We start from the raw sequence: 13,591 nt of genomic DNA, 5'->3' as shown, positions 1-13,591 counted from the left end.
CCGCTCGGACAGCCCTTCGGGCCGCACCTGTGTCCCACGCCACATCGGCCGGCTGGAACTGATCGCGCCGGCGAACCGACTCCTGGTGTGGACGGTGCGAAGAAGGAGTGGACGTGAGCGCAGTACTGGAGGCCCCAGCGAAGCCGGACAACGGTGCGCGGACCCGCGGCGCCGGGTTGTTCCGGGCGTTCTGGCGATGGCATTTCTACGCGAGCTTCCTGGTGATCCCGGTCCTGCTGATCCTCGCCGCGACGGGCCTCATCTACCTGTTCCGCTTCCAGATCGAACCGGTTCTGCACGCTGATCTGATGAAGGTCGACCAGCCCGCGGGTCTGGTCGCGCAGCCGTACGAGACACAGCTGGACGAGGTACACCAGGCCTTCCCCGACGCCACGGTCGTCTCGATGACCGAGCCCTCCGCGCCGAACCGCTCGACGGTGTTCTCCGTCGACACCGCGGCCGGTCCGCGGGACGTGTTCGTCGACCCGTACGAAGGCAAGGTCCTGGGTTCGCTCGACCCGGACACGACGCTGTCGGGCGCCGCGATCCTGCTGCACGGCGAACTGATGGCCGGCCGCTGGGGCGATTACGTGATCGAGATCGCCGCCTGCTGGGCGATCGTGATGGCGCTGACCGGCTACTACCTGTTCTTCAAGGGCAGGGTCGCGCGGGCGCGTCGACGGGCTGCTGGTGCGGCGGGCGCCGTACTGCGCTCACGGCACGGCCGCACCGGCGCGGTCCTGGGTATCGGGCTGCTGTTCCTGATCGTGTCGGGTCTGCCGTGGACCGGGTTCTGGGGCGCGAAGACCCAGGAGCTCGCGACGCATCAAGGTACGTCGTTCTGGGGCGAGGATCCCGGTGCGCTGTCGAACCCGACCTCGACCCTCGACGAGTCGCTCCCGCACAGCCACTCGGTGCCGTGGGGTCTCGGTAAGACCGAAGTGCCGCGCTCGAACCCGGCCGATGGGAAACGGTCGGTCGCCACCGTCGACACTGCGATCGCGGTCGGCCAGCGCAACGGGCTGCGCCGCCCGATGACGATCGCCTTGCCCGCCGACGACGCGGGCGTCTACTCGGCGATCGGCTACGCGTTCAACGACCCCGGCAAGGAGCGCACGTTGCACGTCGACCGGTACGGCGGTCGCGTGGTGTCAACGTACGGGTACAGCGACTACCCGGCGCTCGCGAAGGTCGTTGCCCAAGGCATCGCGCTGCACGAGGGCCGGCGCCTGGGAACGCTCAACTTCTGGGCGACCACGGTCTTCTGTCTCGGTGTGATGTTCATGTGTGTCAGCGGACCGCTGATGTGGTGGCGCCGCCGCCCGAAAGGCAACGCCCTCGGCGCACCCCGCGGCCGCCTCCCACTCCGCGCCACCCCGGCCCTGGCCGTCCTCGTCGTCGCCCTCGCCCTGTTCCTACCCCTCTTCGGCCTCACCCTGGCCGCCGCACTACTCCTCGACCAACTCGTGCTCCGCCGAGTCCCACGCCTGACCGCGTGGTTCAACACCGCGCCGTAGCCGACGTGGCGGGGCTCTCACGGTGGGGTTGTTAGAAGGGCGTTAGAAGGGCCGGGTCGGGCGCCGAGCGCTGGTTAGGCTCCGGGCGGTGACAGAAACGCGTGAGAACGAGACGGTCGGCGTCCCGCCGCCTACCCATGGGCGGGTGGTCGGCTGGTTGCTGCACGACCGTCCGGCCGGGCACCCGGGCCCGCATCGGCCGGCGCCGCACCCGACGCACCGCTGGTGGAAGGTGATGTGCCTGACCGGTGTCGACTATTTCTCGACGCTCGGCTACCAGCCTGCGATCGCCGCGGCAGCGGTCGGCCTGCTGTCACCGGTCGCGACGTTGATCCTGGTTCTCCTGACCCTGCTCGGCGCGCTGCCGGTCTACCGCCGGGTCGCGGCCGAGAGCCCGCACGGCGAGGGCTCCATCGCGATGCTCGACCGGCTGCTCGGCCGCTGGAAGGGCAAGTTCACGATCCTGGTCCTGCTCGGCTTCATGGCCACCGACTTCATCATCACGATGACGCTGTCCGCCGCCGACGCCACCGCGCACGTGGTCGAGAACCCGTACGTGCCGCACTGGTTCGAGGGCAAGGAGGTGATCATCACCCTGGTGCTGCTGGCCCTGCTGGCGGGCGTGTTCCTGCGCGGGTTCGGCGAGGCGATCGGGATCGCGGTCGCCCTGGTCGTCGTGTACCTCGGCCTGAACCTGATCGTGGTCGCGAACGCGCTCTGGAACGTCGTCACCGCGCCGGAGCTGGTCACGAACTGGAGCGGCATGCTGACCACCGAGCACTCGAACATCTGGGTGATGATCGGCATCTCGCTGGTCGTGTTCCCGAAGCTCGCCCTCGGCCTGTCCGGCTTCGAGACCGGTGTCGCCGTGATGCCGCAGGTCGACGGTGCGGCCGGGGACGACCCGGCCCACCCGGAGACGCGGATCCGCAACACCCGCAAGCTGCTGACCACAGCCGCGTTGATCATGAGCGGGTTCCTGATCACCAGCAGCTTCGCGACGATCGTGCTGATCCCGGAGGACGAGTTCAAGGACGGCGGCGAAGCCTCCGGGAGGGCGCTCGCGTACCTTGCGCATGAGCACCTCGGCAGCGTGTTCGGGACGGTGTACGACGTCAGCACCATCCTGATCCTGTGGTTCGCCGGGGCGTCCGCGATGGCCGGCCTGCTGAACATCGTGCCGCGCTACCTGCCCCGCTACGGCATGGTTCCGGACTGGGCACGGGCGACCCGGCCGCTGGTGATCGTCTTCGGGCTGATCGCGTTCGTGATCACGATCCTGTTCAAGGCCGACGTCGACGCGCAGGGCGGTGCGTACGCGACCGGCGTACTGGTGCTGATCATGTCCGCGTCGATCGCGGTCACGCTGTCCGCCCGGCGGAAGGGGGAGCGGGCCAAGACGGTCGGGTTCGGCGTGATCAGCGTGGTGCTGCTCTACACGACCGTCGCGAATATCATCGAGCGGCCGGACGGCGTACAGATCGCCTCGTTCTTCATCGTCGCGATCATCCTCACCTCGCTGATCTCGCGCGCCACCCGGTCGCTGGAGCTCCGGGCCACCGAGGTCCGGTTCGACGAGGAGGCGAGCCGGCTGATCGCCGCGGCCGCCCGGCACGGTGAGCTGCGGATCATCGCGAACGAACCGGACGCCCGGGACAAGGCGGAGTACCAGGAGAAGGAGGCCGAGCAGCGTGAGGTGCGCAACCTGCCGGAAGGCCTGCCGATCCTGTTCCTCGAGGTCACGCTGACCGACGCGTCCCAGTTCGAGACCGAGCTGGACGTCCGCGGCGAGGAACGCCACGGCTACAAGATCCTCCGCGTCGAGAGCCCCAGCGTCCCGAACGCGATCGCCGCCCTGCTGCTGAAGATGCGCGACGACTGGAACGTGATGCCCCACATCTACTTCGCCTGGGCCGAGGGCAACCCGTTCTACTTCCTCTTCCGCTACCTGATCTCCGGCGAAGGCGACGTACCCCCAGTCACCCGCGAAGTCCTCCGCCGAGCCGAACCCAAACGCTCGAACCGCCCCTGGGTCCACGTCGGCTGAGCACGAGAAGGCGGATGATGCCGGTATGACGGACTTTGATCGGGAAACGCTGCGGGCGCTGGCCGATGACGGCAACGAGCGGGCCTTGGACCGGCTTGCGGACCTGGCTGAGGCGCGTGGCGACGTACAGGAGTTGAGCGATCTGCTGGACGAGGGGTGTCTGCACGCGGGGGAGTTGCTGACGCGGCGTGCGGCGGCCGCTCGTGATCTTCTGGAGTTGCAGCGGATTGCGGATGCCGGCTACGACGAGGCTGCGGAGGTGCTGGAGCAGTTGCTGGCCGGCGGCTCGGACTGATCGGTACTTCGTCCAAGTATCGTGGCGGTATGAGTGTGCAGCGGCGGCCGACGATGTACGACGTGGCTGCGCTGGCCGGTGTGTCGCATCAGACGGTGTCTCGGTATCTGCGGGCCGATCCGACCGTGGGGGCGGACACGTCGGTGCGGATCAAGGCGGCGGTCGACGAGCTGGGGTACCGGCCGAACCTGATGGCGCGGGCGATGCGGACGCGGAGTACCGGGGCGGTCGCGATCATCCTGCCGGGGTGGACCGGGCCGGAACGGACCGTGGCCGCGGCGTGCGAGGAGGCGCAGCGGCTCGGGTACCAGGTGGAGATCGTGATCGGCGTCGACGAGGACCCGGCCGAGCTGAGCCGGCTGGCGGACGAGATCCTGGCGCGCGGTCAGGTCGACGGGGTGCTGTCGGTGACACCGTTGACGGTCGACACCCACAGCGCGGGTGTCGTCGTACAGACTGCTGAGTTCGACCATCGGCTGCGGGCGGTCGAGGCGGTGGCGGCCGATGAGGCGACGATGGAAGAGATCCTGGAGAGGCTGGCGGAGCTCGGGCATCGGGACTTCTTTCACGCGGCGGGGCCGCAGGACTGGAGGTCGGCGCAGCTCCGCAAGTCCGGGTATCTGAAGGCTTGTGAGCGGTTGGGGTTGCGGTCGCACGGTGTGTACGACGGGCCGTGGCATCCCGATACCGGTGTCGAGGCTGTGCAGTCGTTGGCTGACGACACGCCTGTTACCGCGGTGGTCGCGGCGAGCGATCACATCGCGGTCGGGGTGATGCATGCCGCGTTCCGGCGCGGGTGGCGGGTGCCGGAGGATCTGAGCGTCACCGGATGGGACGACCTGACCCTCGTCCGCTACGGAACCCCCGCGCTGTCAACGGTCCGCGTGGACCGCGAGACCTCAGGCCGCCACGGCATGCGCCGCCTCATCGCAGCCATCCGCAACGAACCCGAACCAGCCCCCCTCCCCGCAGCCCCCACCGAAATAGTCTTCCGCGACACCACAGTCCCACCCCGCCGGCGATGAGGTTAGGTGAGGATCAGGGCTCCTAGGTGCCAGAAGCGGTCTGGTTCGCTGTCGAGGGTTAGGTCGGCGGTGCGGCCGGTGGGGCCGCCGTCGAGGTCGGCGTGCAGCCAGGTGAAGATGCCGCCGGGGAGATCGGTGGACGTGGCAAGGACTTTGTTGCCCTCGGCGATGATCGTCGGCGGGCAGTCCGGGCCGCCGTCGCCGACGAGCGCGGACAGCCGGACCGGACCGGGCGGCAGGGTGATCCGCAGCGTGCGCGCGGGATAGTCACCGCAGAAGTCCCGCCGGAGCGCGTCCCACGTACTGCCGCGATCCCGACCTTGCGGCGCCGTACCGACCCAGCCATATCCCCGGGTCGCGTCCCAACTAGTGCTGGGGGAGACCCGCGCATAACCCGTCACCAGCGGGCTGTCCGTGGTCCCGATGTCCAACGCAAGATGACACTGCCCGGCATCCGGCGTGACGACAAACGTCTGGTTCCGCGACCCCAACGCCATCTGCGCAGGATCGATATCGATCGCCAGGTCGAAATGGTCAGCGATCAAAGGCGGAGTCACCGGCAGTACGACGGTCGCAGCTTCCCCCGCCGCGGCCGTCGCACGAGCCGTGCCGACCTGCCAACCCGAGTCCACCGGATGCACAGCCGCCGTAATCGACCGCTCCGCGCCGGAAGCGTTGGTGACCTCCACCGCGAGACTGTTGGCGCGCCCACCGAACAGCAGTCGCCCGCCCGGATACGCGAGCTGCAACCACCCCGTACCGCTCGACACGATCCGCGAGAACCCATAGAAGTACGCAACGATCGTGTCCCGCCAGCGCTCCGCCTCGATGACATGGGCGTCGAACGTCGCCGCGATATCGGCGTACCGCGCCTGATCCACGCGCCCCGCCAACCGGCCCCACGCGCGCCGGAACTCCACCACGCGCTCGTACCCGTCGAAGTGGCTGTCGTAGATGTGCTGGATCATGGTCTTCCCCGAGCGCAGCCGATGCGTGTACGGCACCCAGTGCATGAACAGCAGCAGCTCGTCCGGACAGTTCTCGAGCGAACCGTAGATGTTCTGCCAGTGCTCGGCGTACAACCCGGTGAACCCGCTGCCGGTCGCGGCGGTCCGGTCGAACCCTGTCCCATCGGCGGTGGTGTGGTGCGACAGGTTCTGCGTGGTGGTCGGCGCCGGCGCGAAGTGCGAGCCGAGCGGATACGTGAGGTAGCCCATCCCGAGCGGCGACGTGTAGCTCTCGTACGTCTCCCACGACCGCAACATGATTGCCTTGAGCACCGACCCGACCTGGCGATCGCCCCCGAACGTCAGCTCGATCCATTCGGTGACGATCTCATCCGCGGACAGCTTCGGGTTCCAAGCCAGCCGGGCGAAACCGTGGGTGTTGGCCGCGCCGAGCTGGTACCCGGTCCAGTCCCGGTCATCGCCGAGGTTGACGACCCCGGCCAGACCGACGTTCTCCTGGTCGTACGCGACGCCGGTGACGATATCCGCGACCGAAGGACCGCTGCCCGTGCCGGTATGGGTCTGGAAACCGAGGATCGACTTCCACTCCGGCACCAGGTAGCACAGATGCGTCGAGTGCCCCGTGTACTCCTGCGTGACCTGCAGTTCGATCATCTGGTTCGTCTGCGGCAGCCCGCCGAACAGCGGGTTGACCGGCTCCCGGACCTGGAAGTCGATCGGCCCGTTCTTCGTCTGTACGACGGCGTTCGCGTGGAACTGCCCGTCGAGCGGCTGGAACACGCGGTACTGGTACTCGGCCCAGTCGTCGAACCCCTCGTGCACGAAGGATCTCCAGACCAGCTTTCCGTCGTACGCCGCGAGCCGGTCGGCCAGCATGTTGGCGCCTTCGGCATGCGTCCGCCCGTAGTCGAGCGGACCTGGCTGTCCCTCGGAGTTCGCCTTCACCAGGAACCCGCCGAAGTCCGGGATCAGCCGGTAGATCTCGTCGATCTTGTCCTGCCACCACTGCTGCACCCGTGCGTCGAGCGGATCCGCGACGGTGATCGGCGACGACTGACCCGCGGTGAGCGTGATCGGCGCCGCGTAGTTGGCCGACAACCACAGCCGCACACCCCACGACCGCAGTACGCCGGCCAGCGCCGCCAGCCCCGGCAACCGCTCGGAGCGGAGGAACTCGGCGCTGGCGTTGACGTTGTTGATGACGGTGTGGTTGATCCCGACCGAGGCGAGGACGCGCGCGTAGTCGACGTACCGCTCGCGGAGTCCGGGGAGCTCGTCCCAGACGAAGATGGACTTGCCCGCGTAGCCGCGTTCGATGCTGCGGTTCAGGTTGTCCCAGTGGTTGAGCATGCGCAGCGGTGACGCGGGCCGGTCGGTCAGGTCGAGGCGCTCGAGCGGGCGTCGCCGCTGCAGTTGCTGCAGGAACCGGAAGGCGCCGTAGAGCGCTCCACGCTCTCCCGTCCCGGTGATTTCGACCCGGTCGGTACGGCGCTTGATCGTGAATCCCTCTGGGCCGAGAGCGTCGTTGGCCTTGGTCCCGACGACCACGGCGCCTCGGCCGATCTGGTCGCGTACCGGTATCGAGCGGCCGAGGAGTCCCGACAGCCCACGGGCCAGCTCGGCACCCGCGGAGCGCAGTACGGCGTGGTTGCCCTGCACAACGACGTGGGTGAACGCGGCCCGGTACCGAGTCAAGAGGTTGCTGTCGGCCACTAGGCGGTAGCGCAGCCAGAGGTCGTAGCCGTTTTCATTGGGCGGTACAGCAAATGCTGAGCCGGGCAGGAGAGCGGCGGCCAATGCTCCGGCCGCGCCGCCGGCTAGCACGGTACGGCGGGTGATGGTCATGACTGGTACGTCCTCACGTAGTCGAACCGGGCTGTCGTGCCTGTGCCGCCCATAGAGATCAGGCCGAGCTTGAGCGGGCCGGCGTCGGCGGGGAGGTACCAGTAACTGCCCCACTGCCAGTGGCGACCGTCGAGGCTGGTGGCGGCCTGGAACAGATGCTCACCAGTGGTCGGCTGTGTGGTGTGGCGCAGCCGCAACCACATCGTGTCGGCGCTCGGTCCGAGCTGAATCGCCTCGGCCCAAGGAGTCGCGTCCGCCCCTGGCCACAGGAAGGACTGTTGTACGGCGCCTGTGCGGGTCGGAGCCAGCTGCAGTGACTGTGTTCGTGATGCCCAGGCGATGAGTCCGGCGCGGGCGTTGCCGGTGCTGCCCTGGAACGGCAGGGACAGGCGCGTCTCCACTGTGTAGTCGCCTTGCGGCGCATCACGCAGGAGGACGGTGGCGAGGTTGTCTTCCTTGCTGAGGTCGGTGGCCTGGGTGTCCCAGACCAGCTGACCGTTCTCGAGGTGACCCTGGTTGGCGCCGGTCCACTGCCACTGGGAGTCGGCGGCGGTGAACTCGTCGCTGAAGGCGGGGAGCAGTTTGCCGACGTGCGGATCCGGGACCTTCCGCGTGACCGGCTGGTAGAGCTTGGTCATCGCGATGTTGTCGCCCTGTGCTGCTCCGGCGAGGCCCACTTGCGCCGGTCCGGCCAGCACGCGCACCGTGAGCTCACCCAACGGGTTGTCGCCGAGCGCAGGCGCGACCTGGATCGTGGCGCGGTCACCGCGGACCTCGACGCTGACTGAGTGCCAGGTGTCGTACCGAAAGCCCTTGTAGAGGACGCTTTCCGAGGAGCTGACGAGTTTGCCGCCGACACGCTGCTCGACGCGGAGTGAGCCGCGCTCGGGGTCGAGCCAGGCGACGGAGTAGTTCCGCGGCGAGTGATAGGCGAAGACCAGCCCGGCCTTGCCCGCCGAGGTGCGCAGGTCGGCTTCTACGCGGTAGTCGGCCGGTCCGTTCGTACGACTGACCAGCAACGACGAGGCCTCGGTGGATTCGACGTACCCACCGCTTGATGCGTCCTTCCACTCGCCGGCGACCGTGCGCCAGTCCGTCAGTGCCGCGGCGTCGTCGAATGAGCTGCTGACGCTCGCCGCTGTCGCGGGTGCGGGCTGCGGCTGGTCGGAGGTCCACTGGCCGGCGCGGACCGTCGGCCAGCCGCCGATCCAGTCCAGGCGGTCCATCGACTGCGGGCGGCCGCCCCACGTGTGGTCGGCGCGGATGTCGGAGTTGACGAGGTTCCACTGCTGCCCGGAGCGGTCCACCGTGACGGCGTTGTGTCCGGTCGCGGAGAGCGAGTTCCCGTTGAACGAGTTCACGATCGTCCCGCCGGGCCGCGCGGCGGTCAGCGACACGCCGTTCTCGTCGACGAACGGGCCGGTGGGGGAGGTGGAGCGCCCGACCAGCACCGGGTACCCACCGCCGCCGACGTTGCCGATGCAGCAGCCGTAGCCGGAGTAGAACAGGTAGTACCAGGGTCCGCGCTTCGTCACCCACGCGCCTTCGCCACGCTCGCCGGCGACGACCTGCTGCGACGTACCGACCGTACTGCGGCCGTCGGGCGCCAGGCGTACGACGTGCATCCCGCCACGGCGGAACGAGCCGTAGTACAGGTACTTCGTGCCGTCCTCGTCGATGAACATCATCGGGTCGATCTCCATCACCTCGCTGTCCGCGACGAAGTCCACGACCGGGTGACCGATGTCCTTCCACGGCCCGGCGGGCGAGTCCGAGATCGCCAGACCGATGGCCGCTCCGAGCGGCGTGGAACTCGGCGCCGAGTAGTACATGTAGTACTGGCCGTCGACGTACCGGACGTCCGGCGCCCAGTAACCCTTCTGCGGCCACGGCGCCCATTCGGGATGGTTCTCGGCGCTGAACGCGTCGCCGAGGAACTCCCAGTGCACGAGATCGGTGGAGCGCACCATCGGGATCAGGTGCTGCGGGCCGCCGTTGTCCGCGTTCTCGCGGGTCAGGCTCGTGTTGGTCGCGTAGGAGTACCAGGCGCCGTCCTTGGCGCGGATCAGCCCGACGTCGGAGAACGCCTGGGCGATGTCGCTCATCAACGGATTGCTGTGGCCGGCGACGGGTTGCGCGGGCGCGGCACTGACCGGCGGCAGTCCGGCGACAGCGATCAGCAGCGCCACCAGGCCGGCGAGGATCAGGCGGAACGACACGGTTCGAGGCATGACAACGAGTCCTCACTGGGCGGTGGAGGTGTCAGGCGGACAGTCGAGTGATCGATCACCCAGACGGTAAGTGATCGATAATTCGACCGCAAGACCTCGACGCCCGGAACCCACCCATCAAGACCTGGGCGGCATGACGTTGCTGCTGTCGAGCTTCAGCCAGCGTCCTGCCGGTACCGGGCCAGTTTGCCGGGGTCGATCTCGACGCCGAGTCCCGCGCCGGGGCGCACCGCGAGCGTGCCGTCGACGATCTGCAGCGGCTCGGTGAGCAGGTCGTCGCTCATGTCCAGGAAGTTCGACAGCTCGCCGGCGCGCTGCGTCGTGAGCCGGAACGCCGAACCGAACGCGACCGTGCACATCGTGCCGAGCTGACCGTCGATCTGGTTGCCCATCACCACCTCCACCCCGAGCCCTTCGGCGAGGTGATGCACACGCTGGGAGTACGTGAACCCGGTGCGCGCGGTCTTGATGCTCACCGCGGTCGCGGCGCCGCCGAGGATCTCCCGGGTGACATCGGCCGGCGTGACGGCGGACTCGTCGGCGATGAACGGTACGTCGCACTGCCCGACCAGCCAGCGCCGCCCGAGGACGTCGTCCGCCGGGCACAGCTCCTCCGCGAACAGCAGCCCGAGGTCCGCCATCTCGTGCATCGCCCTGGCCGCGATCGAGGCCGACCAGCCGCGGTTCCCGTCGACGTACAGCTCGATGTCGTCGCCGAGTCCTTCTCGGAGCGCGCGCACCACGGCGGTGTCGAGGCGGTACGGCGTCCGCCCGACCTTCACCTTGAACGTCCGGACGCCGTACTGGTCCCGGATCCGCTCCGCTTCGTCGACCATGGCGGCGGGTTCGTCGAAGCCGAGCATGTGGGACACGCGCATCCGGTCCGAGTACCCGCCGAGCAGTTCGGTGACCGGGAGGTCGAGGGTGCGGCCAAGGGCGTCCCAGACCGCCATGTCGACGGCGGACTTGGCCACCGGGTTGCCGACGGTGCGGTTCAGGCGGGCCATGATCAGTTCGCGTTCGAGCAGGCTGGTGCCGATGATCGCGGGGGCGAAGAACTGGTCGATCACGGCGATGACGCCGGCTTGCGTCTCGCCGTACGTGAACGGGCGCGGGGGCGCCTCGGCGATGCCGACGATCCCGTCGTCGGTGTGCACCCGGACCAGGACGTGCTCGGCGACTTCGACCGAACCGCTGGCGAAGTACAACGGCTTCCGGTACGGGATCGCGAACGGGATGGCCTCGATCGCCGTGATCTTCATCGGTTCACTTCCTGGGGCTCAGTGGGCTGGAAGATGCCGGCGGCATCGAGTTCGGCGAGGACCGTGCGGACCAGGGCCGACGGTTCGTCGCGCCGCCAGGCGAGGGCGAGTTCGATCGAGCCCGCGTCGGGGAGTTCGCGGAAGACGACTCCTTCGAGCGGTACGGCGCGCACGGATCCGGGGACGAGGGCGACGCCGAGGCCTGCCGCGATCAGTGGCAGCAGGACCGCGGTGCCGGGCGCCTCGTGCTCGCGCCGTGGCGTGAAGCCCGCTGCCTGGCAGACGCGCTGTACGGCGTCGTTGACCGCGGAGTTCTGTGACGAGTAGAAGACGAAGGGCTCGCCGGAGACGTCAGAGAGCGTTATCTCGGGCTTCTTGGCGAGCCGGTGATCCGCACAGAGTGCGAGCACGAGCGGCTCGCTCTCGATCGTCCGCACGTCGAGATCCCCGACGGCTGGAGTTCCGGCGGAGAGCGGTGGTCGGAGAACGGCGAGGTCCAGGCTACCGTCGCGCAGGCCCGCGGTCTGGGCGGGAGTGAGCAGGTCCGCGTGCACCTCGAGTGCCACGTCGGGCAGACGGCTCTGCAGGATCCGGGCGAAGCGGGGGAGCTGGGTGAACGCCGCCGTACCCGTGAACCCGACCCGGACCAGACCACGGCGCCCCTCGGCGACCCGCCGTACGCCGCTGACCGCACCGTCCAGCTGGTGCAGGATGCGACGGGCCTCGCCGTGAAAGAACTCACCTGCCGGCGTCAGCCGGACCTGCCGCGTCGTCCGCGTCAGCAGCACCGCGCCGAGCTCGGACTCGAGCTGCCGAATCGCCTGCGACAGCGCAGGCTGCGCCATGTGCAGCCGCTCAGCCGCCTGCCCAAAATGACAGGTCTCGGCAACAGCCGCGAAGTACCGCAGGTGACGCAGTTCCATTCATTCACCGTAGATACCAATATTGAGTCAGAACAAGTACTCATTTCGGCGCGATTGATTGACTGGGCGTATCAGTTGGCTTGGATGCCTGACGCCGGATCACGAGCAGGCCTGTGAGTAGTGCGGCGGCGACTACGAGGGCCAGCAGGCTCGGGCCGCTGATTGGTGCGGCTCCTACGCCGCGCACTGTCGGGTCGAGGGCGAACAGGAGCAGCCAGGGGGCCGAGTTCACCGCGAGGGCGGTGCCCCAGGTGCGGTGGCCCGCGATCAGTAGGACGGCGGCGAGCACGATGAGGCCGGTGCCCAGCAGGATCCCGAGGGCGATTCGCAGTGAGACCTGATCGGGTAGGCGGTAGAAGAACCAAGGCTCGGGGCCTAGCGACGATGCGAGGACGAGTATCGCGGCGATGGTCGGACCGGCTGTCAGCAGCGCGAACAGGCCGCGTGAGCTGCTGCGGGGCGGCACTGGCTCACCGGTCGCGGCGAGGGCGGCCACCATGACGACGAAGGCGAGGACGCCGCCTGGCGGGCGGGTGAAGCCGAAGCTGTGCGCGAACTGTTCGATCGGCGGCGCCATGATCGCCAGCGCGCTCAGTGCGCTGAAGGCGGCGAGCCATCGTGCCGAGACCGCCCGGCCGAGGATCATCGCGAGCGCGGCGAGCAGCCCGGCCAGGTACGGGATCGATCCGGTGGTCACGTTGCCGATCGGCGAGCCCTCCATACTCGATTGCGGATCCCAGGGCGCCCACTCGCCGAAGACCAGGAACGTACTGCTGATCGCGGCCAGCAGTGCCACCGCGATCACCGACACCCGGTTGCGGATGCCCTGCACCAGAGTGGGCGGACCTGCCTGGGTCAGGCGGAGCCGAGCGGCGTGGGCCGCCAGGTTGAGCAGATCCCTGAAGTCGGCGCGGCCACGAGCCTCGGCAGAGTCGAGCAACAGGCCAAGCGCCTCTTCGCCGTGCTGGTCGCGCCACCAACGCGGGTAGCACTTCAGTACGGCGCGGTACAGGGCGCTCATGCGACGCCACCTCCTGCCGCGGGACCGAGCCGGAGCCGGAGCTTGCGGAGCGCCTGGTCGGCGTTGGACTGCAGGCGAGCCGCCTCGGTGGACAGCGTCTCGGCGCCGGCGTCCGTGAGTTCGTAGTACCGACGGAGGCGCCCGTCGACGATCTCCTCGCCGGCCGGGCGGACCAGACCTTCGTCGCAGAGGCGGTCGAGAGCGGCGTACAGGGTGCCGGGACGGAGGGTGACGCGGCCGCTGGACAGCCCTGACACCTCGCTGATCACCGCGTAGCCGTGTTTGCGGCCGTCGGCGAGGGCGGCCAGGACGAGGAACGTCGGCTCGCGCATCTCGGAAGAGGACATGCGCCAGACGATAGTCAGTTCATCGGTATATAGCAACCATCGAGTCATGGCGAAGGATTCCCCTGGTTTGGGGAGCGACCGCTTCCGTGTCAGGTAAGTGCTGGGCAGTA

10 protein-coding genes are annotated in these 13,591 nt (G+C 68.6%); 4 read left to right on the top strand and 6 right to left on the bottom strand.

The window, feature by feature from the left end; translation table 11 throughout:
* Window positions 1-113 precede the first annotated feature (113 nt).
* The 4 genes from E0H92_RS33985 (at window position 114) to E0H92_RS33970 (ending at window position 4,884) form a co-directional block, all read left to right on the top strand.
* The gene (locus E0H92_RS33985; RefSeq protein ID WP_238173718.1) at window positions 114-1,517 is read left to right on the top strand and encodes a PepSY-associated TM helix domain-containing protein; all 1,404 of its coding nucleotides are present in this window, start codon (window positions 114-116) and stop codon (window positions 1,515-1,517) included.
* 88 nt (window positions 1,518-1,605) lie between these two features.
* Entirely contained in the window at window positions 1,606-3,564 is a 1,959-nt protein-coding gene (locus E0H92_RS33980; protein ID WP_131499127.1) for an APC family permease, read from the top strand.
* Window positions 3,565-3,589: 25 nt separating this feature from the next.
* Window positions 3,590-3,859, top strand: a complete 270-nt coding sequence (locus E0H92_RS33975; RefSeq protein ID WP_131499126.1) for a hypothetical protein — start codon at window positions 3,590-3,592, stop codon at window positions 3,857-3,859.
* A gap of 29 nt (window positions 3,860-3,888) precedes the next feature.
* Window positions 3,889-4,884 (top strand): LacI family DNA-binding transcriptional regulator, encoded by a 996-nt coding sequence (locus E0H92_RS33970; protein WP_131499125.1) that lies wholly within the window; start codon window positions 3,889-3,891, stop codon window positions 4,882-4,884.
* 2 nt (window positions 4,885-4,886) lie between these two features.
* Here E0H92_RS33970 and E0H92_RS33965 read toward each other — a convergent pair whose 3' ends face one another.
* The 6 genes from E0H92_RS33965 to E0H92_RS33940 all read right to left on the bottom strand — a co-directional run bounded on the left by E0H92_RS33965 (window position 4,887) and on the right by E0H92_RS33940 (window position 13,481).
* The gene (locus E0H92_RS33965; protein WP_131499124.1) at window positions 4,887-7,697 is read right to left on the bottom strand and encodes an alpha-glucuronidase family glycosyl hydrolase; all 2,811 of its coding nucleotides are present in this window, start codon (window positions 7,695-7,697) and stop codon (window positions 4,887-4,889) included.
* Complete coding sequence (locus tag E0H92_RS33960; RefSeq protein WP_131499123.1) at window positions 7,694-9,928, bottom strand: family 43 glycosylhydrolase; 2,235 nt, start codon at window positions 9,926-9,928, stop codon at window positions 7,694-7,696. Before E0H92_RS33960 ends, E0H92_RS33965 begins: the two co-directional genes overlap by 4 nt.
* A gap of 155 nt (window positions 9,929-10,083) precedes the next feature.
* Complete coding sequence (locus E0H92_RS33955; protein WP_131461795.1) at window positions 10,084-11,190, bottom strand: mandelate racemase/muconate lactonizing enzyme family protein; 1,107 nt, start codon at window positions 11,188-11,190, stop codon at window positions 10,084-10,086.
* Entirely contained in the window at window positions 11,187-12,113 is a 927-nt protein-coding gene (locus tag E0H92_RS33950; protein WP_131461794.1) for a LysR substrate-binding domain-containing protein, read from the bottom strand. Before E0H92_RS33950 ends, E0H92_RS33955 begins: the two co-directional genes overlap by 4 nt.
* A 40-nt stretch (window positions 12,114-12,153) precedes the next feature.
* Window positions 12,154-13,134, bottom strand: a complete 981-nt coding sequence (locus E0H92_RS33945; RefSeq protein ID WP_131499122.1) for a hypothetical protein — start codon at window positions 13,132-13,134, stop codon at window positions 12,154-12,156.
* Window positions 13,131-13,481 carry a PadR family transcriptional regulator gene (locus tag E0H92_RS33940; protein WP_131499121.1) on the bottom strand — a complete coding sequence of 117 codons (351 nt, stop codon included), beginning with the start codon at window positions 13,479-13,481 and terminating at the stop codon, window positions 13,131-13,133. Before E0H92_RS33940 ends, E0H92_RS33945 begins: the two co-directional genes overlap by 4 nt.
* Window positions 13,482-13,591 lie beyond the last annotated feature (110 nt).

Origin of the sequence: Kribbella speibonae, from assembly GCF_004331375.1 — a bacterium.
In the GTDB taxonomy this organism is placed as follows: domain Bacteria; phylum Actinomycetota; class Actinomycetes; order Propionibacteriales; family Kribbellaceae; genus Kribbella; species Kribbella sindirgiensis.
The sequence above is the reverse complement of the archived record's forward strand: the minus strand, read 5'-3'. Positions and strand labels throughout refer to the sequence as shown.

Coding starts and splice junctions, on each gene's coding strand:
- E0H92_RS33975 (WP_131499126.1), top strand. CDS start 3,590: ATGACGGACTTTGATCGGGAAACGCTGCGGGCGCTGGCCGATGACGGC.
- E0H92_RS33970 (WP_131499125.1), top strand. CDS start 3,889: ATGAGTGTGCAGCGGCGGCCGACGATGTACGACGTGGCTGCGCTGGCC.
- E0H92_RS33965 (WP_131499124.1), bottom strand. CDS start 7,697: ATGACCATCACCCGCCGTACCGTGCTAGCCGGCGGCGCGGCCGGAGCA.
- E0H92_RS33960 (WP_131499123.1), bottom strand. CDS start 9,928: ATGCCTCGAACCGTGTCGTTCCGCCTGATCCTCGCCGGCCTGGTGGCG.
- E0H92_RS33955 (WP_131461795.1), bottom strand. CDS start 11,190: ATGAAGATCACGGCGATCGAGGCCATCCCGTTCGCGATCCCGTACCGG.
- E0H92_RS33950 (WP_131461794.1), bottom strand. CDS start 12,113: ATGGAACTGCGTCACCTGCGGTACTTCGCGGCTGTTGCCGAGACCTGT.
- E0H92_RS33945 (WP_131499122.1), bottom strand. CDS start 13,134: ATGAGCGCCCTGTACCGCGCCGTACTGAAGTGCTACCCGCGTTGGTGG.
- E0H92_RS33940 (WP_131499121.1), bottom strand. CDS start 13,481: ATGTCCTCTTCCGAGATGCGCGAGCCGACGTTCCTCGTCCTGGCCGCC.